Source organism: Curvibacter soli (assembly GCF_029211125.1).
GTDB lineage: Bacteria > Pseudomonadota > Gammaproteobacteria > Burkholderiales > Burkholderiaceae_C > Curvibacter_A > Curvibacter_A soli.
On the sequence record NZ_JARGEN010000031.1, the window covers coordinates 76675 to 100687 of the forward strand.

17 protein-coding genes are annotated in these 24013 nt (G+C 71.3%); 11 read left to right on the plus strand and 6 right to left on the minus strand.

Annotated elements, in window-relative coordinates; translation table 11 throughout:
• Positions 1-342: 342 nt before the first annotated feature.
• Both PY257_RS07750 and mltB read left to right on the plus strand, forming a co-directional pair.
• Positions 343-2394 (plus strand): transglutaminase TgpA family protein, encoded by a 2052-nt coding sequence (locus PY257_RS07750; protein ID WP_275740699.1) that lies wholly within the window; start codon positions 343-345, stop codon positions 2392-2394.
• Between the two features lie 5 nt (positions 2395-2399).
• Positions 2400-3506 (plus strand): lytic murein transglycosylase B, encoded by a 1107-nt coding sequence (mltB, locus tag PY257_RS07755; RefSeq protein WP_275740616.1) that lies wholly within the window; start codon positions 2400-2402, stop codon positions 3504-3506.
• Between the two features lie 5 nt (positions 3507-3511).
• Here mltB and dmeF read toward each other — a convergent pair whose 3' ends face one another.
• Both dmeF and PY257_RS07765 read right to left on the minus strand, forming a co-directional pair.
• A complete protein-coding gene (gene dmeF / locus PY257_RS07760; protein ID WP_275740618.1) occupies positions 3512-4501 on the minus strand; it encodes a CDF family Co(II)/Ni(II) efflux transporter DmeF in 990 nt (329 codons plus the stop codon).
• A gap of 124 nt (positions 4502-4625) precedes the next feature.
• Entirely contained in the window at positions 4626-5894 is a 1269-nt protein-coding gene (locus PY257_RS07765; protein ID WP_275740620.1) for a branched-chain amino acid ABC transporter substrate-binding protein, read from the minus strand.
• Positions 5895-5985: 91 nt separating this feature from the next.
• Here PY257_RS07765 and PY257_RS07770 point away from each other — a divergent pair, with 91 nt between their 5' ends.
• Positions 5986-6375 carry an Hsp20/alpha crystallin family protein gene (locus PY257_RS07770; protein ID WP_275740622.1) on the plus strand — a complete coding sequence of 130 codons (390 nt, stop codon included), beginning with the start codon at positions 5986-5988 and terminating at the stop codon, positions 6373-6375.
• Positions 6376-6438: 63 nt separating this feature from the next.
• On the opposite strand, the gene PY257_RS07775 is transcribed toward PY257_RS07770, so the two are convergent.
• On the minus strand, positions 6439-7050 hold the full coding sequence (locus tag PY257_RS07775; RefSeq protein ID WP_345799238.1) for a DUF2242 domain-containing protein: 612 nt from the start codon (positions 7048-7050) through the stop codon (positions 6439-6441).
• An 80-nt stretch (positions 7051-7130) separates the two neighbouring features.
• Positions 7131-8177 carry a tRNA (adenosine(37)-N6)-threonylcarbamoyltransferase complex transferase subunit TsaD gene (gene tsaD, locus PY257_RS07780; RefSeq protein ID WP_275740624.1) on the minus strand — a complete coding sequence of 349 codons (1047 nt, stop codon included), beginning with the start codon at positions 8175-8177 and terminating at the stop codon, positions 7131-7133.
• 182 nt (positions 8178-8359) lie between these two features.
• Here tsaD and ybiB point away from each other — a divergent pair, with 182 nt between their 5' ends.
• Both ybiB and cobA read left to right on the plus strand, forming a co-directional pair.
• Entirely contained in the window at positions 8360-9265 is a 906-nt protein-coding gene (gene ybiB / locus PY257_RS07785) for a DNA-binding protein YbiB (protein ID WP_275740626.1), read from the plus strand.
• Positions 9262-10128 (plus strand): uroporphyrinogen-III C-methyltransferase, encoded by an 867-nt coding sequence (gene cobA / locus PY257_RS07790; RefSeq protein WP_275740628.1) that lies wholly within the window; start codon positions 9262-9264, stop codon positions 10126-10128. The genes ybiB and cobA overlap by 4 nt, the downstream gene beginning before the upstream one ends.
• Here cobA and PY257_RS07795 read toward each other — a convergent pair.
• The gene (locus PY257_RS07795) at positions 10023-11003 is read right to left on the minus strand and encodes an EamA family transporter (RefSeq protein WP_275740630.1); all 981 of its coding nucleotides are present in this window, start codon (positions 11001-11003) and stop codon (positions 10023-10025) included. The two genes, cobA and PY257_RS07795, sit on opposite strands and share 106 nt — an antisense overlap.
• A 115-nt stretch (positions 11004-11118) precedes the next feature.
• Here PY257_RS07795 and PY257_RS07800 point away from each other — a divergent pair, with 115 nt between their 5' ends.
• The 4 genes from PY257_RS07800 to PY257_RS07815 all read left to right on the plus strand — a co-directional run bounded on the left by PY257_RS07800 (position 11119) and on the right by PY257_RS07815 (position 21324).
• On the plus strand, positions 11119-12447 hold the full coding sequence (locus tag PY257_RS07800; protein ID WP_275740632.1) for a BaiN/RdsA family NAD(P)/FAD-dependent oxidoreductase: 1329 nt from the start codon (positions 11119-11121) through the stop codon (positions 12445-12447).
• Positions 12448-12569: 122 nt separating this feature from the next.
• Complete coding sequence (locus PY257_RS07805; protein WP_419095673.1) at positions 12570-15089, plus strand: sensor domain-containing protein; 2520 nt, start codon at positions 12570-12572, stop codon at positions 15087-15089.
• Positions 15090-15347: 258 nt separating this feature from the next.
• Positions 15348-20171, plus strand: coding sequence for a PAS domain S-box protein (locus PY257_RS07810; protein WP_275740634.1), 4824 nt, complete (start codon positions 15348-15350; stop codon positions 20169-20171).
• A 22-nt stretch (positions 20172-20193) separates the two neighbouring features.
• Positions 20194-21324, plus strand: a complete 1131-nt coding sequence (locus tag PY257_RS07815) for a response regulator (RefSeq protein WP_275740636.1) — start codon at positions 20194-20196, stop codon at positions 21322-21324.
• Between the two features lie 13 nt (positions 21325-21337).
• Here PY257_RS07815 and PY257_RS07820 read toward each other — a convergent pair whose 3' ends face one another.
• Positions 21338-22255: an inositol monophosphatase family protein gene (locus PY257_RS07820; protein WP_275740638.1), complete on the minus strand. Its 918-nt coding sequence runs from the start codon at positions 22253-22255 to the stop codon at positions 21338-21340.
• Positions 22256-22372: 117 nt separating this feature from the next.
• Here PY257_RS07820 and PY257_RS07825 point away from each other — a divergent pair, with 117 nt between their 5' ends.
• Positions 22373-23164 (plus strand): RNA methyltransferase, encoded by a 792-nt coding sequence (locus tag PY257_RS07825; protein WP_275740639.1) that lies wholly within the window; start codon positions 22373-22375, stop codon positions 23162-23164.
• 43 nt (positions 23165-23207) lie between these two features.
• Positions 23208-23987, plus strand: coding sequence for a serine O-acetyltransferase (cysE, locus tag PY257_RS07830; protein ID WP_275740641.1), 780 nt, complete (start codon positions 23208-23210; stop codon positions 23985-23987).
• Positions 23988-24013: the final 26 nt, after the last annotated feature.

Sequence of the window (24013 nt, forward strand, 5' to 3'; positions counted from 1 at the left end):
CAGTAACTTTCTTTCGCTTCGCCGAAAGAAAGTCACCAAAGAAAGGGCGACCCCACTGCGCTCGGCCCCCAAGGACGGGACGCGCAAAGCGCGTCCTCGTTTGTTGCAGGCCGAGCAACGCGATGGCCTGTTGGTGGTGTTTGGGGTTTTGCGTCCCCTCTGTGCGTGCCGAGAAGCGCAGGTTGCCCGTAGCGCAGCGGAGGGACGCGCACAGTGGGGTCGCCTTTCTTTTGCTTACTTTTCTTTGGCCAAGCAAAGAAAAGCGAGTGCGCCGCCGGGCGCACATCCCGGCCAGCGCCCTTCGCAAAGGACCGCAACCGCATGAGCAGCACGACACCCCCCATGGCCCGCGCCACAGCACCGAGAAAGCCCCTTTTCCCCGCCCTCCCCCGCGACAGCCGCGACACCCTGTTCCTCCTCGCGGTGGTCGCCTGGCTCATTCTCCCCCAGGCCGCCAACCTGCCAACGTGGAGCACGGCGCTCGCCTACGCCCTGCTGGCCTGGCGCGCATGGCTGGCCTGGCACGCCCGCGCCCTGCCCAGCCGCTGGGTGCTGGCCGGCGTGCTGGTGCTCGCCATCGCGGGCACGCTGCTCACCTACCGCACCGTCCTGGGCCGCGACGCGGGCGTCACCCTCGTCGTGCTGCTGCTCGCCCTCAAGACGATGGAGCTGCGCGCGCGCCGCGACGCGCTGGTGATCTTCTTCCTGGGCTTCTTCACGATGCTCACCAACTTCTTCTATTCGCAGTCGCTGCTCACCGCGCTGGCCATGCTGCTCGGGCTGCTGGGCCTGCTGGCCGCGCTGGTCAACGCCCACATGCCCGCAGGCCACCCGCCGCTGGCGCAGCCGCTGCGCATGGCCGCCACCATGGCGCTGCTGGGCGCGCCCATCATGGCCGCGCTGTTCATGCTCTTCCCGCGCCTGGCGCCACTCTGGGGCACACCCAGCGACGCCATGAGCGGGCGCACGGGGCTGTCCAACAGCATGCAGGTGGGCGCCATCGCCCGCATCGCGCTGGACGACGCCGTGGCCATGCGCATCCGCTTCCTCGACCTGCCCGCCGGCACCGCGCCGCCGCAGCGGGGCCTGTATTTCCGCGGCCCCGTGCTCTCCACCTTCGACGGGCGCGAGTGGACGCCGCTGTCGTACCGCATCGAGGGGCACGGCATGCCGCGCATCGACACGCCCGCGGAGCTGAAGACATCCGGCGCGCCCCTGCGCTACGAGGCCACGCTGGAGCCCCACCAGCGCCCCTGGCTGCTGGTGCTGGACGCCGCGCGCGACAAGCCCGATCTGCCCGGCATGGACAGCTTCATGGCCCAGGACCTGCAGTGGATGGCCAGCCGCCCCATCACCGACGTGGCGCGCTACCGCGCCGAAAGCTACGCCGACTTCCGCCACGGCCCCGAGGCCATGACGCCGCGCCTGGCCGCCTACACCGAGCTGCCGCCCGACGGCAACCCGCGCACGCGCGCGCTGGCGCAAGCGCTGCGCGCCGCCCTGCCCGCGGACGCCGGCACGCAGGCGCTGGTGAACGCGGCGCTGCAGCGGCTGCGCACCGGCGGCTACGTCTACACGCTCGACCCCGGCGTGTACGGCCCCGACACGGCGGACTTCTTCTGGTTCGACGTGAAAGAGGGCTTCTGCGAGCACATCGCCTCGGCCTTCGCGGTGCTGATGCGCGCGGCGGGCGTGCCGGCGCGCATCGTCACCGGCTACCAGGGCGGCGAGATGAACTCCGTGGACGGCTACTGGACCGTGCGCCAGAGCGACGCCCACGCCTGGACCGAGGTGTGGATGGAAGGCCGCGGCTGGGTGCGCGTGGACCCGACGGCCGCCGTCGCTCCCGCGCGCCTGGGGCTCGCGGGCCGGCTGCGCGCACCCGAAGGAGCACTCGCCTCGGCCTTCGGCACGGTGGTCGCCCCCACGCTGGTGCAGAACCTGCGCGCCGCGTGGGAGGCCGTGAACAACCGCTGGAACCAGTGGGTACTGAACTACACGCAAAGCCGCCAGATGGACCTGCTGCGCCAGTTGGGCTTTTCGTCGCCGAGCTGGGAAGACCTGGCCACCGTGCTTGGCGTGCTCGTCGCCGCCACGGCCAGCGCCGCGGGACTCTGGACGCTCTGGGGCCGCAGCCGCCGCGACCCGTGGCTGCGCCTGCTCGACGACGCGCGGCACCACCTGCGCCAGGCCGGGCTGCAGGGCGCCACGCCCGGCGCCGCGCCGCGCGCGCTGGCGGCGCAGGCGCGCGCGCGCTTCGGTGCGGCGGGGGAGCCCGTGGCCGACTGGCTGCTGCGGCTGGAACAGCAGCGCTATGCCCGCACGCCCGGCGCGGGCCTGGACGCGCTGCGGCGCGAGCTGGCGAGCCTACACTGGCCGGCGCATTCCCCGTGACCACCATGCGCCCTGCCCGCAACGCCGCCCTCATCGCTCCTTTTTTGATAGCTGCATGCGCTTTCTCCGCCTGCGCTGCGGCCCAAAAACACCCCAAAAAAACCCCGAGCCGGCAGGCCGCCGCGCAGCCGCCCCAGGCCGGCCCCGCCTACGCCAGCCGCCCCGACGCCATGGCCTTCGCCGACGACCTGGCCGAGCGCCGCGGCCTGAGCCGCGAATGGGTGCGCCAGGCCATCGGCCAGGCCCGGCTGCTGCCCGGCGTGCCCCGGCTCATGCTGCCGCCGCCGCGCGGCACGGCCAAGAACTGGCGCGCCTACCGCGCCCGCTTCATCGAGCCGGTGCGCATCCGCGCCGGCATGCGCTTCTGGCAGAACAACCGCGATGCGCTGGCGCGCGCCGAGCGCGAATACGGCGTGCCCGCCGAAATCATCGTCGGCATCCTCGGCGTGGAAACCCTCTACGGCGAGCAGACCGGCACCTACCGCGTGATGGACACGCTCGCCACGCTGGCGTTCGACTTCCCCGCCGCGCACCCGCGCGCCGCCGAGCGGCAGGCGTACTTCCGCGGCGAGCTGGAGCAGTTCCTGAGCCACTGCGACCGCACGGGCGTGGAGCCGTTCACCCCGCGCGGCAGCTACGCGGGCGCCATGGGCATGCCGCAGTTCATGCCGTCGAGCTGGGTGCAATACGCGGTCGACTTCGACGGCGACAGCCGCATCGACCTGTGGAACAGCCCCGCCGACGCCATCGGCTCCGTGGCCAGCTATTTCAAGGGCTACGGCTGGCAGCCCGGCATGCCCGTGTGGTACCCGGTGCGCTTCGCCGACGACGGCGCGCGCGTGGACATGCAGACGCTGCTCGCGCCCGACATCCTGCCCACCTTCGGCGTGCAGCGCTTCATGGCGCTGGGCGCGCTGCTCGACGGCGACGCCGACAGCCACGCCGGCCCGCTGGCGCTGGTGGAGCTGCAAAACGGCGGCGATGCGCCCACCTACGTGGCCGGCACCGAGAACTTCTACGCCATCACGCGCTACAACTGGAGCAGCTACTACGCCATGGCCGTGAGCGAGCTGGGGCGCGCGGTGGCGGCGGCGCGGCTGGTGGCGCCGTAGCCGGGTCAGCCTCGCGCGGACGCGGCGGCGACGGCGCCGTCGCCGTCGCAGAACACGATCTCGACCGTAGCGTGCGCGATCTCCTCGTGCACCGCGAGCCAGCCGCGCACCTGCTGCGGCGTGAGCGCGCGGTCATGCGTCACGATGCCGATCGCGCAGGCAAAGGACTGCCGGCCCACGCGCCAGACGTGCAGGTCGCTCACGCGCGCCTGGCCGGCCGCGCCATGCTGCTCCACCGCCTCGCGGATCTCCTGCACCACGGGGTGGTCCATCTCGCGGTCGAGCAGCACCCGGCCCGTCTCCGCGAGCAGCCCGCGCGACCACAAGGCCACCAGCACCGCGCCCACGATGCCCATGGCCGGGTCCAGCCAGACCCAGCCGAAGTGCCAGCCGCCCAGCAGCGCCGTGATCGCCAGCACCGACGTGGCCGCGTCGGCCAGCACGTGCAGGTAGGCCGAGCGCAGGTTCAGGTCGTCGTGGCGATGGTGGTCGCCGGCATGCGCATGGTGGTGCGCATGCCCATGGTCATGGCCATGGTCGTGCGCGCGCGCAAGGATGGCGGCGCACGCCACGTTCACCAGCAGGCCGAGCACGGCGACGACGACCGCCTCGCGGTAATGGATGGGCTGGGGCGCGAACAGCCGCTGCACCGAGCCCGCCACCATCCACGCCGCCACGAACAGCAGCGCCAGCGCGCTGGCGAAGCCGCCGAGGATCTCTATCTTCCAGGTGCCGAAGGCGAAGCGCCTGTCGCGCGCATAGCGGCGCGCCGCCGCGTAGGCGAAGGCGCTGACGCCAATGGCCACGGCATGCGAGCTCATGTGCCAGCCATCGGCCAGCAGCGCCATGGAGTTGAACCAGCCGCCCGCGCCGATCTCCACCGCCATCATCGCCAGCGTGATCGCCAGCACCCAGCGCGTGCCGCGCTCGGCGGCGGCGCTACCGGTGTCGAACACATGCTCGTGGGTCCAGGAGGAAAGGTTGTCGGTATGCATGCCCATGCTCCAAAATATCGTGGCAGTATCCCACTTTCCCCGCGCCGCCATGGGCTCCCGATCGCCGTCACCCGGGTGCCGTTGCGTTCCGCCAGCGCGACAGAACGGGGGAAGAAGCCGGTCCTCAGGGCCGGCGCATGCGGCAGGTCGTGGGCATTTCGGCCTCGGCGGCGGGGATGTCACGAACCACGCGGAAGCCGTAGCCCGAGCCCTCCACGTCGAAGCGCACGCCCGGCGCGCCCTTGCGGTCCATCACGCCCACCACCAGCGGCTGCTGCAACTGATGGTCCGCCGCGCGCATCGCGCCCGCGCGGCCCGCGAGCTGCACGCTGGCGGTCTCCAGACTGCGCGCCACGGCCACGACATCGGTTCCACCCGCGCGCTCGACGGCCTGGGCCAGCGCCTCCACCATGAGCTGCATGCGCATGTGCACGTAGTCGTCCTCGGGCCTGGGGAAGCGCTGGCGGAACGCCTCGTAGAACGCCGCGCTGTGCGCGTCGGGCACGTTGGGCATCCAGTCGGCCACGGCCACTACCCGGCCCACGCCGGCATCGCCCAGCGCCGCCGGGGCGCCCAGGGCGTTGCCGTAGAAGGTGTAGAACATGCCATTGAAGCCGCTCTCGCGCGCGGCCTTCACGAGCAGCGTCAGGTCGTTGCCCCAGTTGCCCGTGACCACGGCCTGCGCGCCGCTGGCCATGATCTTCGCGGCATAGGGCGCAAAGTCCTTCACGCGGCCCAGCGGGTGCAGCTCCTCGCCCACGATCCGCACGTCGGGGCGCAGCGCGGCGAGCTGGCGCCGGGCCTCGCGCAGCACGGCCTGACCGAAGCTGTAGTCCTGCCCGATCAGGTAGGCACTGACGAGCGCCTTGTCGGCCTGCACCACCTGCATGAGCGCGGCCATGCGCATGTCGGCGTGTGCGTCGAAGCGGAAGTGCCAGAAGCTGCAGCGTTCGTTGGTCAGCGCCGGATCGACGGCGGCGTAGTTGAGGAACAGCACGCGCCGCGCCGGTTCGCGCTCGTTGTGCTTGCCGATGGCGTCGATCAGCGCCGCCGCCGTGGCCGACGAGTTGCCCTGCATGACGAAGCGTGCGCCGTCGTCGATGGCCGCGCGCAGCGCGGAAAGCGCCTCCTCGTTGCTGCCCTTGCTGTCGTAGCGCAGCAGTTGCAGGGGCCGCGCGCCGCCGGGCAGTTGCAGGCCGCCGCGCGCGTTGATGCGCTCGGTGGCCCAGAGCAGGTTGCGGAACACGGCCTCGCCCGTGTTGGCGAACGGGCCGCTGAGGCTTTCGATCATGGCGATCTTGACGGGCGCGGCCTGCGCCATGGCGGCCAGCGGGGCGGCGCATAGCGCCAGCGCGGCGGATTTCAAGACCGCGCGGCGGAGATATTTGTGCATGGGGTCTCCCTTGAAAAGCACGGTGCGGCGCGCAGATGCAGGACATGCGGCGCTCGTGGTTGAGAGCCGCGCAGTGTAATAGGAGCCTCTCATGATCTTCGCCCCCGTCATCCGCCGCGCCGCCTACGGCGTCACCCCGCGCGCCTTCGACCTGACCCTGGAGCGCCTGTTCAGCGACACGCTGTTCGCGCCCGCCCAGGCCCGCAGCCGCGGCCATGCCATCACGCAGGACGACAGCGCCTACACCGTGCAGATCGATGTGCCGGGCCTCTCGCGCGAGCAGTTGCAGGTCGGCATCGAAGGCGGCGTGGTGCGCGTGGAAAGCGTGGCCGACGCCCCGCGCGCGTTCAAGGCCGCCTACGAGTTGCCGCAGGACGTGGACGTGGCCGCCAGCGGCGCCAAGCTGGAAAACGGCGTGCTCACACTCACGCTGGCCCGCAAGGCCCCCGCGCGCAGCGCGGTGCAGCTCATGATCCAGTGAGTTCCGTGGCGCCTGCGCGCGCATGCCGCAGGCCGCTGCATGCAGCGGCCTTTTTGCGGACGCTCACTTGACGGGGGCCGCCGCCGAGGCGGCGGCGGTGGAAGACTGCAGCGCCGGGCGCTGCGCCAGGAAACGCTCCAGCAGGGCGAAGAAGCCTTCGTAGAAGCGCGCGTCGGACACGGTTTCGCTCGCCACCTTGACCATGGCGTCGTCGCTGGCCGAGAACGGCAGCGACAGCGAGCCCAGGCTGCCGACGCCGAGCGAAGCGGAGTTGTTGACCTTCTTGACCGCGTAGCGGTCCTGCAGCGCGCTGGCGAAGGCGAGGCTGGTCTTCTGCTCCGCGCCTTCGCGGGCGCAGACCACGCGGAACTCGAGTTCGAGGTGGTCCTCGCCCGACACCTGGAAGTTCTTGCGCCCGATGACCATGTCCTCCGTGGCGGTGCCGATCATGTAGCCCTGGCTCAGCAGGGCGCGGCGCGCGGCCTCGCAGGTGGCGCCTGTCGGGGCGTCGAAACGGCGCGTGTGCGTGGTGGTGGAGTCGAAGTCTTCGGCCGACACCACTTCATGCATGGAGGACGGTCGCCCCGGCAGGCCCGCGCAGCCCGCCAGCAGGCCCGCGGCGATGGCTGCCGCGCACAGTGCAGCGGAAGGGCGGAAGGTTCGGAAAGTACGCATGGGGTTGCGAAGCAGGTCGGGGCGTTGTCGGAAGAAGACCCGCGCCGGTCGCGCGGGTTCCGTGGCGCCGCCCCCGTCCATCATGCCGGCACCGCCTCCAGTTCAGCCAGCGGCCAGCGCGGCAGTACGCCGAAGCCGTAGTCGCGCACCGCCTGCTGCCGGCCCGACTGCAGCCGCATGGCGGCGGCCAGGGCGATCATGGCGCCGTTGTCGGTGCACAAATGCATCTCGGGGTAGTGCACGCGCACCCGGCGCGCCGCGCAGGCCGCGTCGAGCTGTGCGCGCAGCAGCCGGTTGGCGCCCACGCCGCCGGCCACCACCACGCGCTGCAGGCCCGTGCGCTGCAGCGCGGCCAGCGTCTTCTTGACCAGCACCTCGACGATCGCGGCCTGCGTGCTGGCGGCCAGGTCGGCCCGGCGGGCGTCCAGCCCGTCGCCCAGTTTCTTCGCCTGCGTCAGCACCGCCGTCTTCAGGCCGGCGAAAGAAAAATCCAGATCGCCACTGTGCAGCAGCGGGCGCGGCAGCTTGAACGCCTGCGCGTCACCCTGCTCGGCCAGCCTGGAGAGCGCCGGCCCGCCGGGGTAGCCCAGGCCCATGAGCTTGGCGCTCTTGTCGAACGCCTCGCCGGCGGCGTCGTCGATGGTTTCGCCCAGCAGTTCGTAGCGGCCCACGCCGTCCACGCGCATGAGCTGCGTGTGCCCGCCCGACACCAGCAGCGCCACGAACGGGAACTGCGGCGGGTCGGCGCTCAGGAACGGCGACAGCAGATGGCCTTCGAGGTGGTGCACGCCCAGCACGGGCACGTCCAGCGCCGCGCCTAGAGCGCAGGCAATGCCCGCGCCCACCAGCAGCGCGCCAGCCAGGCCGGGGCCGCGCGTGTAGGCCACCACGTCGATGTCGGCCAGCGCGGCGCCGGCATCGGCCAGCACGGTTTCGGTGAGCGGCAGCACGCGGCGAATGTGGTCGCGGCTGGCCAGCTCGGGCACCACGCCGCCGTAGGCCTGGTGCATGGCGATCTGCGTGTGCAGCGCGTGGGCGCGCAGCGCGGGCGTGGCGCCGTCCGGGCGGGTCTGCACCAGCGCCACGCCGGTTTCGTCGCAGGAGGATTCGATGCCGAGCACCAACATGGAGGACGAGTGTACGCGCGCATCTCGGTGGCGCCGGCACGGGGCGCACGCCCGCACACCATCAGCGAGCGCGACCGAAACCCGCCCGCATCAATCCCCATATAACCACTGGTAATCAACCCTGCCCGACAATGACCGGCTTGCGGCATTCATTCCCCACGACGCAAGCACCCTCATCCTCCATGAGCATCAGCCAGTACATCAAGGAAATCGGCCGCGGCGCGCGCGGCGCCAGGCCGCTCGCGCGCGAACAGGCCGCCGACCTGTTCGGTCAGGTGCTCGACGGCGCCGTGACCGACCTGGAGGTGGGCGCGTTCTGCCTGGCCATGCGCATCAAGGGCGAGACGGCCGACGAGATGGCCGGCTTCCTCGACGCCACGCACGCGCGGCTGGCGCGCTTCCCCGCCACCGGCCGGCCCCTCGTCGTATTGCCCAGCTACAACGGCGCGCGCCGCCTGCCGGTGCTCACGCCGCTGCTGGCGCTGCTGCTGGCGCGCCAGGGCCTGCCGGTGCTGCTGCACGGCGCACAGACCGAGGCGCGCCGCGTTACAGCACAAAATGTGCTTGAAGCGCTTGATATACCTGCGCTGGCAGCTCCTGAAAAAATAGCAGACGGCGAAGTGGCCCACATCGCCACCGCATTGCTGCACCCCGGCCTGCAACGCCTGCTGGAAGTGCGCCAGGCGGTGGGTCTGCGCAACCCGGGCCATAGCGCGGTGAAGCTCATGAACCCCGGCGACGCCAGGGCCATCGTGGTCACCGCCTACACGCACCCGGAATACTTCGACATGATCGGCGGCACCTTCGCGCTGCTGGGCATGAACGCCCTGCTCTCGCGCGGGCTGGAGGGCGAGGTGGCGGCGGACCCGCGCCGCAGCCCGCGCTACGACGCCTGGCTGCGCGGCGAACACCGCGTGCTCGACGCGCAGCAGCCGGGCACGCTGGCCGAGGTGCCCGGCCTGCCCACGGACATCGACGCGGCCAGCACCGCCGCCTACACGCGCCGCGTGCTCGAAGGCGGCGCCCCCGTGCCCGCGGCGATCGCGCGGCAGGTCGGGCACATCACCGAACTGGCAGGACAGCTATGAACACGCAAGGAAGCTGCACGCTCGTGGGCGCGGGCCCCGGCGACCCGGAACTGCTCACGCTCAAGGCCGTGCGCGCCATACAGCGCGCCACCGTGCTGTTCGTGGACGATCTCGTCGGCCCCGACATCGTGGCCCTGGCCGCGCCCGGCGCGCGCATCGTGCGCGTGGGCAAGCGCGGCGGCTGCAAGAGCACGCCGCAGGCGTTCATCGAAAAGCTCATGGCCACGGCGGTGCGCGAAGGCCACCGCGTGGTGCGGCTGAAGGGCGGCGACCCGTTCATCTTCGGGCGCGGCGGCGAGGAAGTGGAGCACCTGCGCGCCGAAGGCATCGCCGTCACGGTGGTCAACGGCATCACCTCGGGCCTGGCCGCGCTGACCACGCTGGGCGCCCCACTCACGCACCGCGACCATGCGCACGGCGTGGTGTTCATCACCGGCCACGCCCAGCCCGGCGACACGGGCGTGGACTGGGCGCAACTGGCCGCCACCGCGCACGCGGCGCGGCTCACGCTGGTGATCTACATGGGCGTGCGCGGCGTGGACGCCATCCAGCACGGGCTGCTGCAGGGCCTGCCCGCCGCCACGCCCGTGGCCGTGGTGCAGAACGCCAGCCTGCCCGCGCAGCGGCATGCGGTGGCCACGCTGGGCAGTTTGGGCGCCGCCATCGCGGCGCACGGCCTGGCCAGCCCCGCGATCATCGTGGTGGGCGACGTGGTGCGCGGCGTGGCGGCGGCGGGCGCGCCTGCACACGGCCTGAATCACAGGGCCGCGCAGACGCCCACGAGTCCCGCGGCCACCAGCAGCAGCCCCCAGCGCTCGCGCGCCGCCAGCTTTTCGCCGAACAGCCGGCGCGAGACGGCATAGCTGAACAGCACCTCCACCATGCCCAGCGTGCGCACGTCCGCCGCCGGGCGCAGCGCCATGGCGGTGAACCAGCCGATCGAGGCCAGCGCGCCCATCGAGCCCGCCACCAGCGACAGCCGCCAGGCACGCCCGGTGGCCGCCAGCCCCACCGGATCGCGCAGCGCCAGATAGCCGCCCAGCAGCAGGCTTTGCAGCGCCTGCGCCCACAGCACGCCCCAGGCCCCGGCCAGCCAGGGCGAGACCTCCGGCCCCAGGCGCAGCGCGGCGCCGCGAAAGCCCACGGCGGACAGCGCGAACAGCGCCCCCGACGCCAGGCCCCAGGCCGCAGCGCGGCCTGCACACCTCTGCGCCGCAGCGCGGCCCGCACACCTCTGCGCCGCAGCGCGGCCTGCAGGCCCCTGCGGCGCGGCACCACCGCTCGCGGGGCGCGACAGCAGCGCCACGCCGGCCACCGCCACGGCCATCGCCGCCATCTGCCACGGGCCCGGCGGCTCGCCGAGGAACAGGGCGGAGAACAGCGCCACCTGCAGCACCTCGGTCTTGGACCAGGTGATGGCGACGATGAAGTTGCGCTCCTGCATCGCGCGCAGCAGCGCCGCCGTGGCCCCGAGCTGCGACACCGCCCCCAGCGCGAGCCAGCCCAGGTAGCCCGGCGCCAGCCCCGGCAGCGCCCCGCCGCCCTGCCCGCCCCATACCGCCAGCAGCCATGCCGCCGCGCACGGCAGGCCGTAGAGGAAGCGCGCCAGCGTGGCCGACAGCGTGCCCGCCTCGCGCGTCAGGCTGCGCTGCGCGGCGTTGCGCACGGTCTGGGCAAAGGCGGCCCAGACCACGATGGGAATCCAGACCCAGGCAAGAGCGGCGGTGCAGGCATGCATGGGCCACGGTTATAGCGGCTGGCGGCACCCGCGTCCGCCCGCGTTTGGGCAGGTGCGCCGTGCACGGGCGCGATGGCATGGTGGCATGGCGCGGCTGCGGCCTACACTGCGCGCCATGCAAGATTTCGATGCCGTCATCGTCGGCGCGGGCGCCGCCGGCCTGTTCTGCGCCGCGCAGGCCGGCCAGCGCGGCCTGCGCGTGCTGCTCGTCGACCATGCCGACAAAGTGGCCGAGAAGATCCGCATCTCCGGCGGCGGGCGCTGCAACTTCACCAACCGCGACCTGGACCCTGCCGCGCCGCACAAGCACTTCACGGGCCAGAACCCGCAGTTCTGCCGCTCGGCGCTGGCGCGCTACACGCCGGCGGATTTCGTCGCACTGGTACAAAAGCACGGCATCGCCTTCCACGAGAAGCACAAGGGCCAGTTGTTCGCCGACCGCTCGGCGGAGGACATCATCGCCATGCTGCTGGCCGAATGCGCGGCGGGTGGCGTTACGCGCTGGCAGCCATGCGGCCTGAAAAAAGTAGTGTTTTCGGCCTCCAGCGCAGGCAGGACGGGCGGTGGCAGCTATCAAATCGATACCGACCGCGGCGCCGTGCGGGCGCGCAGCCTGGTGGTGGCCACGGGCGGGCTGTCGATCCCGAAGATCGGCGCCAGCGACCTCGGCTACCGGCTGGCGCAGCAGTTCGGCATCCCGCTCGTGGAGCGCCGCCCGGGCCTGGTGCCGCTCACCTTCGACGGCGCCGCCTGGGCGCCCTACGCGCAGCTCGCCGGGCTGGCGCTGCCGGTGGCGATCGGCACTGGAGATCATGAAGCCCCCCACGCTGCGCCGCTGCGCGGGTCGCCGCCCCCCGAGGGAGCCGCTTTTGCCTTGGGGCGGCCCGGCGGCAAAAGGAAATCCCGCATGGCCTTCGACGAGGACTTGCTGTTCACCCACCGCGGCCTGTCGGGCCCGGCGGTGCTGCAGATATCGAGCTACTGGCGCGAAGGCGCGCCGCTGGCCATCGACCTCGCGCCCGGCGTGGACTTGCCCGCCGCGCTGGCGCAGGCCAAGGCGCGCTCGCGCAGGCTGGTCGCCAACGAGCTTGCCGCGCTGGTGCCGGCCCGCCTGGCCGACGCCTGGGTGCAGCAGAGCGCGGAGTGGCAGCGCCCCATCAACGAGGCGACGGACAAGGCGCTGGCGCGGCTGGCGCAGCAGCTCGCGCGCTGGCAGCTCACGCCCACCGGCACCGAGGGCTACCGGAAGGCCGAGGTCACGCTGGGCGGCGTGGACACGCGCGCGCTGTCGCAGCAGTCCATGGAGGCGCGCGCCCAGCCGGGGCTGTACTTCATCGGCGAGGTGGTGGATGTCACCGGCTGGCTGGGCGGCTACAACTTCCAGTGGGCCTGGGCCAGCGCCCATGCCTGCGCGCAGGCGCTGGCGAACCCGCGAGGAGACTGAGAGAGAGAGAGTGGGCACGGGCGCCGGTTTGCCTTAGTATCCCGTAACCATTCGCAACACCCGTGCAGCATGGGCGGCGCGGCGCAGTTCCATCGCGGAGTGTGAACAGACTTTTGGCATTCGTGGACACCTTCCCCACTCCCACCCCGGCCCGGGCATCGCAGCCCTGCGCCGACGGCGGCGGACACCTGCGGGCCCTGGTTGCCGGCCTGCCGTTCGCGGTGATGGAGTTCGTCCACGCCCCGCAGGACGGCACACCGCTGCTGCTGGCCGCCAACCCCGCCGCCGATGCGCTGCTCGGGCGCGCCTGCGCGGCCAGCGTGGGCCAGCCGCTGGCCGCGTTCTTCGCCCCCCACGCGCTGGCCGCCCTGGCCAAGCTGATCTACATGGCCAGGCACACCGGGGCGCCGCAGGCGCGCCGCCACGTGTGCCGCGAGGACGGGCAGATCATGCTGGCCTGGGACATGTGGGTGTACACGACGGCGCCCGACCGCGTGGCGGCCAATCTCCGCGACGTCACGCGCGAGACGCAGATGCGCGCGCACAGCGAGTTCAGCGCGCTGGCGCTGGCGCAGAGCAATGCGCGGCTGCAGGAACAACTGGCGCTCTATTCCACGATGGAGCGGGTGGCGCAGATCGGCCACTGGACGCGGCGGCTGCACGAGCCGCTGGCGCACTGGTCGCCGGGACTCTTCCGCATCGCGGGCATGGTGCCGCAGGCCACGATGGACCACGCGACGGCCATCCTCGGCCTGCCGGCGGAGGACCGCCCGCGCTTCAAGGCCGCGTGCGACCGCGCCGACGGCACGCCGTTCGACCACGATTGGAACCACCCCGACGGGCGGCAGCGCCGCATCCGCTGCAGCATCCAGCGCGTGGGCCCGCCGCACGACATGGAGATCGGCGTGGTGCAGGACATCACCGAGGCCCACCACATCGGCGTCCAGCTACGCGACCAGTTGGCGCTGATCCAGCAGATCGCCAGCCGCCTGCCGGGCTACATCTTCCAGTACCGCTCGCGCCCGGGCGAAAAGGGCCGCTTCCTCTACCTGAGCGATGCGGTGCAAGACATGCTGGGGCTGGCGCCGCAGGACATCGAGCGCGACAAGCGCCACCTGCTGGCCCGCATACATGCGGACGACCTGCCGCGCGTGCTGGCCTCCTCCGAGCTGTCGCGCGCGCAGCTACTGCCCTGGCAGTGCGAATACCGCGTGAACCTGCCCGACGGCAGCGTGCGCTGGCACCTGTCGAACGCCGCGCCGCGCCTCGAAGCCGACGGCGCGGTGCTGTCGCACGGCTTCTCGATGGACGTCACCGACCGCAAGCAGGCCGAGGAGGATATCCAGCGCCTGGCCTTCTACGACGCGCTGACGGGCCTGCCCAACCGCCGCCTGCTCACCGACCGGCTGCAGCATGCCGTGGCGGCCTGCGTGCGCGGCGGCTACCACGGGGCGCTGCTGTTCATCGACCTGGACAACTTCAAGGACCTCAACGACACCCTGGGCCACGACATGGGCGACCGCCAGCTCACGCAGGTGGCCGAGCGGCTGCTGGCCTGCGTGCGCGACAACGACACGGTGGCCCGGCTCGGCGGCGACGAGTTCGTGGTGCTGCTGCACGAGCTGGGCGGGGACGCGCACACCGCTGCCCAGCAGGCCGAGCGCGTGGGCCTGAAGCTGCTGGCCACGCTCAACGAGCCTTTCGTGCTCGTCGGCCAGCCGCACTACAGCACGCCGAGCATCGGCATCACACTGTTCGGCGCCCAGCGCGAGCGCACCGACGAGATCTTCAAGCGCGCCGACCTGGCCATGTACCAGGCCAAAGCCGCGGGGCGCAACACGCAGCGCTTCTTCGACCCCGCCATGCAGGCCGCCGCCAGCGCGCGCGCCGCGCTGGAGGCCGACCTGCGCCAGGGCATGGCGCGCGGCGAGATCGTCGCCTACTACCAGCCCGTGGTGGATGCCGAGGGCCGCATCCGCGGCGCCGAGGCCCTGGCGCGCTGGCGCCACCCGCAGCGCGGCCTGGTGCTGCCAGGCGAGTTCATCGCCATCGCCGAGCAGTCCAGCCTCATCCTCGAACTGAGCCAGCAGGTGCTGGAGGCAGCCTGCGCACAGCTCGTGCGCTGGGCGGCAGACTCTGCCACCCGCACGCTGGGCATCGCAGTCAACGTGAGTGCGCGCACCTTCCGCCAGCCCGACTTCGCCGACGGCGTGCTAGCCGCCCTGCAGGCCAGCGGCGCGCATCCCGGCCTGCTGCGCCTGGAACTGACCGAGAGCATGCTGCTCGGCGACGTGGAGGACGCCATCGGCAAGATGCGGCGGCTCAAGGACCATGGCGTGGGCTTCTCGCTCGACGATTTCGGCACCGGCTATTCGTCGCTCGGCTACCTGCAGCGGCTGCCGCTCGACGAGCTGAAGATCGACCGCTCGTTCGTGCGCGGCCTGCCCTCCAACGCCAACGACGCCGCCATCGTGCGCACCATCCTGACCCTGGCGCGCAGCTTGGGGCTGCGTGCCGTGGCCGAGGGCGTGGAAACATCCGCGCAGCGCGACTTCCTGCGCGCGCACGGCTGCGACGCGTTCCAGGGCTACCTGTTCGGCCGGCCCGTGCCGGCGGAAGAATTGCCCGTGCAGCACCCATGAGCGCAGCGCCGGGCCGCCCCAAGCAAGCGAACGCCCCCTCGGGGGGCAGCGAACCACACGCAGTGGGGAGCGTGGGGGCAATCCCGAGCGCAGCGCCGGGCCGCCCCAAGCAAGCGAACGCCCCTCGGGGGGCAGCGAACCACACGCAGTGGGGAGCGTGGGGGCAATCCCGAGCGCAGCACCGGGCCGCCCCAAGCAAGCGAACACCCCCTCGGGGGGCAGCGCGCAATGCCGCGCCGGGACGGCGGGAGTGACCGGATGATCCTCGATGACGTGTTGGGCCGGCAGCGGCACCAGTGGCGCGGCCTGGCGCTGGCGGCGGCGCTGGCGCTGCTGTGCGCGACGCTCGTGGTGCAGTGGATGGCGGTGCAGCACACGCAGGAGCGCCATGCGGAGCTGGACCAGGCCGTGAAGCGCCTGGCCGGCGGCATCGCCGCGCGGACGCAGCAGGGCAATGCCATGGCGGCGCTGACGCTCATGGGCCTGGCCGAGCCACAGATCAAGGAGATGGCGCAGCGCCAACTGCCGCCCGACGCCGCCGAGGCGCTGGCCGTGCTCTCGCTCGCACGCGCGCGCGACGGCGTCCACGCGGCGCTGGTCGTCGGCGAGGACGGCACGGTGCTGGCCCACCAGACCGAGGGCTCGCGCCTGACGGGCCGCAACCTGCTCTGGCGGCCCTACGTGGCGCAGGCGCTCAAGGGCCTGAGCGTCTCGTACCCGGCCATCGACGACGTTTCGGGCGAGCTGGCGCTGTTCCTGGCGGCGCCGCTGCGCTACGACGCCAGCGCGGCGAGCCAGGTCATCGGCGCACTGGTGTTCCACATGCCGGCAGCGCCGCTGCAGAAGCTGCTCGACGACAGCGGCCAGCCCGCGCTGCTGCTGTCGCCGCAAGGCGTGGCGGTGCTGGCCACGCGGCCCGAATGGCAGTACGCGGTGGAGCCGCCGCTCACGCAGGAGCGCATCGGCGCCATCGCCGCGCTGCAGCAGTTCGGGCACCGCTTTGACCGCGGCGCGGCCACCGCGCTGCCCTTCGATGCACGCGCCCGCGACGCCATGATCGACGGCGTGCCCTACCTGGTATCCACCCATGCGCTGGAGTGGAACGACCCGGCGGGGCCGTGGCGGCTCGTGTCGCTGGCCCGGGCGGACACGCTGATGCCGCTGGCCGAGCGCCTGCGCGTCGGCGGCTTGGCGTTCCTGGCGCTGCTGGCGCTGGGCGTGCTGGCGCTGGAGATCGCGCGCAACCGCATCCACGCGGCGCGAACCACGGCGCGCTTCAGCATCCTGGGCACGGCGCTGGAGGCCAGCCCGGTGGCCGTGCTCATCACCGATGCCGGGGGCATGATCGACTGGGTCAACCCGCAGTTCGAGCACAGCACGGGCTATGCGCTCGACGAGGTGCGCGGCAAAAATCCCTCGCTGCTGGCCAGCGGCCAGACCCCGCCGCAGGTCTTCCAGGAAATGCGGGAGGCGCTGGGCGCGGGCCGACCCTGGAGCGGCCATTTCGTCAACCGGCGGCGCGACGGCAGCATCTGCCACGCGCATGCATCGATCTCGCCGGTGCTCGACGCGCGCGGCAGCCGCATCGCCTTCGTCGGGCTGCTGGAGGACATCACCCAGCGCATGGAGGAGCAGCAGGAGCTGGCCCGGCGCGAGCGCCGGCTCAACGAACTGCTGGAGCAGCGCAACGCCATTTTCGACAACGCACCGCCGATCCTGCTGGCCAGCGAGAACGCCGTGCGGCAGTTCAACCCCGCCTTCGCCAGGTTGTTCGGCGGCACGCCGGAGCAGCTCACCGACAGCCCGGTGGCCCAGTTGCTCGGCAGCCAGGGCGCGTATGACGCGTTCCTCGCCACGTTCCGCGACAGCCTGCGCACGCTGCAACCGGTGCGCACCGACCTGACGCTGCAGCGCCTCGACGGCAGCCGGTTCGCCGCCCGCATCTCGGGCCAGGCCATCGCCATCGAAGGCTACCGGAACGCCTCGATCTGGGTCATCGAGGATGTGAGCGACATCCAGCGCGCCGAGGTCGCCATGCGCGAAGCCAACGACCGGCTGGAGATTGCGCAGAGCACGGGCGGCATCGGCGTGTTCGACTTCAACATCCGCACCGGCCGCAACGTATGCACGCCGCAGCTCGCGCGCATGTTCGGCGTGAGCCCCGGGGCGTTCGAGATCCGCCCCGATGCCTGGATCGACTACCTGCACCCCGCCGACCGCCTGCGCGCCGATGCCCACTTCAAGACCTGCATGCGCATGGGCGAGACCGAGTACCGCGACTCCTGGCGCATCGTGCTGCCCGACGGGGAGGTGCGCTGGCTGCTGTGCGCCGCGCGCATCTTCCGCGACGCCAAGGAGCGCGCCGAGCGCATCGTGGGCGTGGCGGTGGACATCCACGACCAGAAGCTGCTGGAAGAACGCCTGGCCGAGCAGCTACTGTTCCAGGACGTGCTGATCGACACCATCCCGATCCCGCTCTTCTACAAGGATGCCAAGGGCCGCTACCTCGGATTCAACCGCGCCTATGAAGAGGCGTTCGGCGTGCGGCGCGAGGACCTGCAGGGCAAGACGACGCTGGACCTGGATTTCTTCACTCCCGCCACGCGCGCGGAGTTCCAGCAGGACGGCGACCATGCGCTGCAGCAGGGCGCCGCCGTGCACAAGACGATGGACATCCATTTCAGCGACGGCCATGTGCAGCACACGCTGTACTGGGTGCGCGGCTTTCGCCGCAGCGACGGCTCCCCGGGCGGCGTCATCGGCACCTTCGTGGACATCTCCGACCGCCGCCGCGCCGAACAGGAGCTGCGCCAGGCCAAGGAACTGGCCGAAGATGCGGCCCAGCTCAAGGCCAACTTCCTGGCCAACATGAGCCACGAGATCCGCACGCCCATGAACGCCATCCTGGGCATGACGCACCTGGCCCTGCGCACCGGGCTGGACCCGCGCCAGCGCGACTATCTCGACAAGATCCAGCAGGCGGGCGAGCACCTCATGGGGGTGATCAACGACATCCTGGACTTCTCCAAGATCGAGGCCGGCAAGCTCGACGTGGAGGCTGCGCCGTTCGCGCTCGAATCGCTGCTCGGCAGCGTGGCCGACGTGATGGCGCACAAGGCCGCGGCCAAGAACCTGGAGCTGATCCTCAACGTGGCCCACGATGTGCCGCCCAACCTCGTGGGCGATGCGCTGCGGCTGGGACAGATCCTCATCAACTACGTACACAACGCAATCAAGTTCACCGAGCGCGGCGAAGTGGAAGTTGCCGTGCGCGCCGCAGAGCAGGGGCCCCGCGACGTGCTGGTGCGCTTCGAGGTGCGCGACACCGGCATCGGCCTGTCGCCCGAGCAGATGCAGCGGCTGTTCCAGAGCTTCCAGCAGGCCGACGCCTCCACCACCCGCAGGTACGGCGGCACCGGCCTGGGCCTGGCAATCTGCAAGAGCCTGGCCGAACTCATGCACGGTCAGGTGGGCGTATACAGCACGCCGGGCGTCGGCTCCACCTTCTGGCTTTCCGTGCCGCTGGGCCGCGGCGCCGCCAGGCCCGCGCTGCTGCCCGACCTCGACCTGCGCGGCAGGCGCATCCTGGTGGTGGACGACAACGAGCACGCCGCGCTGGTGCTGGCCGAGATGCTGCGTGCCATGAGCTTCCAGGTGGTGCCGGTCTACAGCGCCGCCGACGCCTTGCAGGCGGTGCACGATGCCGAGGCGCGGCAGCGGCCCTTCGACGTGGCGGTGCTGGACCTGCTGATGCCCGTCATGGACGGCTTCGAGCTCGCCCGGGCCCTGCGCGCCGCCGGCAGCCATGCGCCGCACCTGCTCATGGCCACCGCCTTCGGCGACGAGAGCGTGGTGCGGCGCGCCCGCGCCCAGGGCATCACGGAAGTGCTGCCCAAGCCGGTCAACCCCTCGACGCTGTTCGAGGCGCTGCTGCGCGTGCTGGGCCGGCGCGCGCCGCGCGCGCCCGCGCCCGTGCCCGCCGGCGATGACGGCACCGCCGCCGTGGCGGCGGTGCGCGGCGCCCGCATCCTGCTGGTGGAGGACAACGACCTGAACCAGCAGGTGGCGTGCGAGCTGCTGCAGAATGCCGGTTTCGCGGTGGACGTGGCGGGCAACGGCCAGGTCGCCCTCGACATGGCGCACGCCACGCGCTACGACATCGTGCTCATGGACATGCAAATGCCAGTGATGGACGGCCTGGAGGCCACCCGCGCCCTGCGCGCGGACCCGGCGCAGGCGGGCCTGCCCATCGTCGCCATGACGGCCAACGCCATCGCCGCCGACCGCGAGCGCTGCCTGGCCGCGGGCATGGACGACCATCTGGCCAAACCCATCGACCCCGCCGCGCTGTGGCGGGCGCTGGGCCGCTGGATCCGCCCGCGCCCCGGGCTGGGTGCCGCACCCGCGCAGGCGCCGCACCGGCCTGCGCAGGGCCGCGCAGCGGTAGCGCCGCCGCAGATCGACGGGCTCGACACCGTGTCCGGCATGCGCCACATGGCGGGCAATGCGGCGCTCTATGCCGAACTGCTGGAGCGCTTCGCCGCCGGACAGCGCGAGGCGGTGCAGGCCATCCGCGCGGCAGTGGCCGGCGCCGCGCCGGATGGGCGCGCGCATGCCGCGGAGGCGGAGCCCCTGGCGCACACGCTCAAGGGCCTGGCCGGCAGCATCGGCGCCACGGCGCTGCAGCAGGCCGCGGCGGCGGTGGAGGACGCCATCCGCGCCGGGCAGCCAGCCGCGGATGTGCATGGGCTGGTCGATGCCGCCGATGCCGCGCTGGCCCCGGTGATTGCCAGCATCGACGCCTGGGCCGGCGCCCGCGGCGGCGGCGCGCCGGCGCCCGCCGCCGTGGACGCCGCGACGGCCCAGGCCGAAGCCGCCCTGCGCCGGCTCGCCGCCCTGCTGTCGGAAAATGATTCGGCAGCCATTGATGTTTTGCAACACAATGGACCTATGCTCTTTGCCATGCTGGGGCGCGAGTTCCGCGCGGTGGAGGAGCACATGGAAAACTTCGATTTCGATCTGGCGCTGCAGGCGCTGCGAGCGGCAGCCGGCGCGGCAGCCCTTTCGCACTGGCTGCCTTGACGTTCTGCCTTCAGGAATGCCCATGGACATCGTGCCCGCTCCCATGGACCAGCCGTCGCTGGTCGACAAGCCCATCGCCACCGTGCTCGTGGTGGACGACACGCCCGACAACCTGGCGCTCATGGGCAGCCTGCTCAAGGCCCACTACCGCGTGAAAGTGGCCAACAGCGGCGAAAAGGCATTGAAGATCGCCCATGGCGACATGCCGCCGGACCTGGTGCTGCTCGACATCATGATGCCCGACATGGACGGCTACGAAGTGTGCCGGCAGCTCAAGGCGCACGCCGCCACGCGCGACATCCCGGTCATCTTCCTGACCGCGCGCAGCAATACCGAGGACGAGCACCGCGGCCTGGAGATCGGCGCGGTCGACTACATCACCAAGCCGATCAGCCCGCCGATCCTGCGCGCGCGCGTGCAGACGCACCTGTCGCTCAAGGCCACGGCCGACTTCCTGCGCGACAAGAGCGCCTACCTGGAGCGCGAGGTGGCGCTGCGCACGCTGGAGGTGCGCGCGATCCAGAACGTCACCATCATGGCCATGGCCTCGCTGGCCGAGACGCGCGACAACGAGACCGGCAACCACATCCGCCGCACGCAGCTCTACGTGCGTACGCTGGCAGAGAAGCTGCGCTACCACCCGCGCTTCGTCGATGCGCTCAACAACGACCGCACCATCGACATGCTCTACAAGTCGGCCCCGCTGCACGACATCGGCAAGATCGGCATCCCCGACAGCATCCTGCTCAAGCCCGGCAAGCTCACGGTCGAGGAGTTCGAGATCATGAAGACCCACACCACGCTGGGCCGCGACGCCATCGAGGAGGCCGAGCGGCGCCTGGGAACGAAGGTGGAGTTCCTGCAGACGGCCAAGGAGATCGCCTACAGCCACCAGGAGAAATGGGATGGCAGCGGCTACCCCGAGGGGCTCGTGGGGGACGCGATCCCCGTGTCGGCGCGCCTCATGGCCGTGGCCGACGTGTACGACGCGCTCATCAGCCGGCGCGTGTACAAGCCCGCATTCACGCACGAGCAGGCATGCGCGATCGTGAGCAAGGGGCGCGGCACGCACTTCGACCCCGACATCGTGGACGCCTTCATGGAACTGACGGAAGACTTCCGCGGCATCGCGCAGCGCTATGCCGACGACTGAGCCGGCGGCGTAATCAGTCCGCCGCCTCGCCCGCGCCCGCGCCGCCTTCTCCTTCTACCTGCACGCCCTCTTCCTGTATGCCTTCACGCGCCGCCTGGCGCACCGCAGCCTTGTCGCCGGCGCTGGCGAACTTGCTGTACTTGCCGAGCAGGGGCACGAGTTGCCCGTAGATGCGCGGGTTGGCGGCCATGCATTCGCGCTGGTCGATGAAGTCGGCCTCGCCCGTGAAGTTGCCGATCAGGCCGCCCGCCTCGGTGACCAGCAGCGAGCCGGCTGCCACGTCCCAGGGCGAGAGGCCGGTCTCGAAGAAGCCGTCGGTGAAGCCCGCGGCCACGTACGCCAGGTCCAGCGCGGCGGCGCCGGGGCGGCGCAGGCCGGCGGTGCGGTGCATCACGTCGGACATGATCTGCAGGTAGCACTTGAAGTTGTCGCCGGGGCGGAACGGGAAACCGGTGGACAGCAGGCAGTCCTTGAGCTGGGTGCGCTTGCTCACGCGGATGCGGCGCTCGTTCATGTAGGCGCCGCGTCCGCGCGTGGCGGTGAACAGGTCGTTGCGCGTGGGGTCGTAGACCACGGCCTGCTCGATCTTGCCGCGCACCGACAGCGCGATGCTCACGCAGTAGACCGGGAAGCCGTGGATGAAGTTGGTCGTGCCGTCCAGCGGGTCGATGATCCAGACCAAATCCGCGTTCCGCGCACCGTGGGTGCCGCCCGACTCCTCGGCCAGGATGCCATGGTCCGGGTAGGCGGTGAGCAGCGTCTCGATGATGGCCTGCTCGGCGGCCTGGTCCACCTCCGTCACGAAGTCGTTGACCTGCTTTTGCGAAATGCGCACGGACTCCACATCCAACGCGGCGCGGTTGATGATGGCGCCGGCGGCGCGGGCGGCCTTGATGGCCACGTTGAGCATGGGGTGCAGGTTGGACGACATGGATTGTGTGAAGAGCGGAACAAAGGGCGCATGCGGCGATGCGCACGGCGGCAATGCTGCAATTTTACCGCCCCGCCAGCGACAATGGCGGGCTTGCCAGCCCTGCCTTTTGCCCCCATGAAAACCCGCTTCATCCTCATCAACACCAGCCATGCCGGCAACGTCGGCGCCGCGGCGCGCGCGATGAAGACCATGGGCTTCGGCGACCTGGTGCTGGTCGCGCCGCGCTGGCCCAACGTGCTGCGGCGCGAGGAAACCATCCAGCGCGCCAGCGGCGCCCTCGACGTGCTGGAGAACGCGCGCATCGTCGCCACGCTGGACGAGGCGCTTGATGGCATGAGCCACCTGTGCGCCACGGCCATGACGCCGCGCGACTTCGGCCCGCCCACCCGCGCACCGCGCCCGCACTTCGAGGCGCTATTGAAACAGGAGCTGCCAGCGCAGGCAGAACAAGCGCTGGAGGCCGAAAACGCTTCAACCCCTGGAAGCCCTCCCGTGCAGACCGGCGTGGCCTTCCTGTTCGGCAGCGAGCGCTTCGGCATGGCCAACGACGACGTGTACCGCTGCCATGTGGCGCTCTCCATCCCCACCGATCCGGGCTTCGGCTCGCTCAACCTCGGTGCGGCGGTCCAGGTCATCGCCTACGAATGGCGCATGGCGCTGGGCGGCTTTGCGGTGCCGGCAGGCGCCGCCCAGCCGCAGGTGGCGGACGCCGCCCAGGTGGCGGGACTGCTCGCCCACTGGGAGCGCGCGCTGGTGGAGATCGGCTTCCTCGACCCCGCCGCGCCCAAGAAGCTCATGCCGCGCCTGAACCAGCTTTTCAACCGCGCGCAAATCAGCCCCGAGGAAATCCATATCCTGCGTGGTGTTGCCAAGGCCATGGAGCAGGCCGCCAGGGCGAAACGCTAGACTCGGCGGCCCACATAAGCACATAAGCACATAGCCAAGAGCCATGTTCCCCCGCCTGCGCGCCGACATCCAGTGCATCCTCGACCGCGACCCTGCCGCGCGCAGCGCGTGGGAGGTGCTGACCTGCTACCCGGGCCTGCACGCGGTCCTGCTGCACCGCCTGGCGCACTGGTGCTGGGGCCATGGTTTCAAATGGCTGGGGCGCTTTGTTTCGCACTGTGCACGCTGGCTCACGGGCATAGAGATCCATCCCGGCGCCAGGATTGGCGAGCGCGTCTTTTTCGACCATGCCATGGGCGTGGTGGTGGGCGAGACGGCCGAGATCGGTGACGGCTGCACCATCTACCAGGGCGTCACGCTGGGCGGCACCTCGCTCTTCAAGGGCACCAAGCGCCACCCCACGCTGGGGCGTGACGTGGTGGTGAGCGCTGGCGCCAAGGTGCTGGGTGGTTTTGAAGTGGGCGATGGCGCCAAAATCGGCAGCAATGCCGTGGTCATCAAGCCGGTGCCGGCGGGTGCCACGGCGGTGGGTATTCCGGCGCGCATCATCCCGTCCAAAGAGGGCCAGAGCGCCGACGTGACCGAGCCGCAGCAGGCGCCCAGGTTCACGGCCTACGGCATCACGCAAGAGGACGACCCGCTCTCGCAGGCCATGCGCGGCCTGATCGACAGCGCATCTTCGCAAGAGCACCAGATCGCGCTGCTGTGGCAGGCCATCGAGAAGCTGTCCGAATGCGTCAAGACGGGCGATTGCGTGCCCGCTGACGCGGCGCTCAAGGAGCGGTTCGAGGCGGGCAAGTTCAACGACCTGGTGGGCAAGTAGGCCGGTTTCTCCAAGCCGCCGGGCGG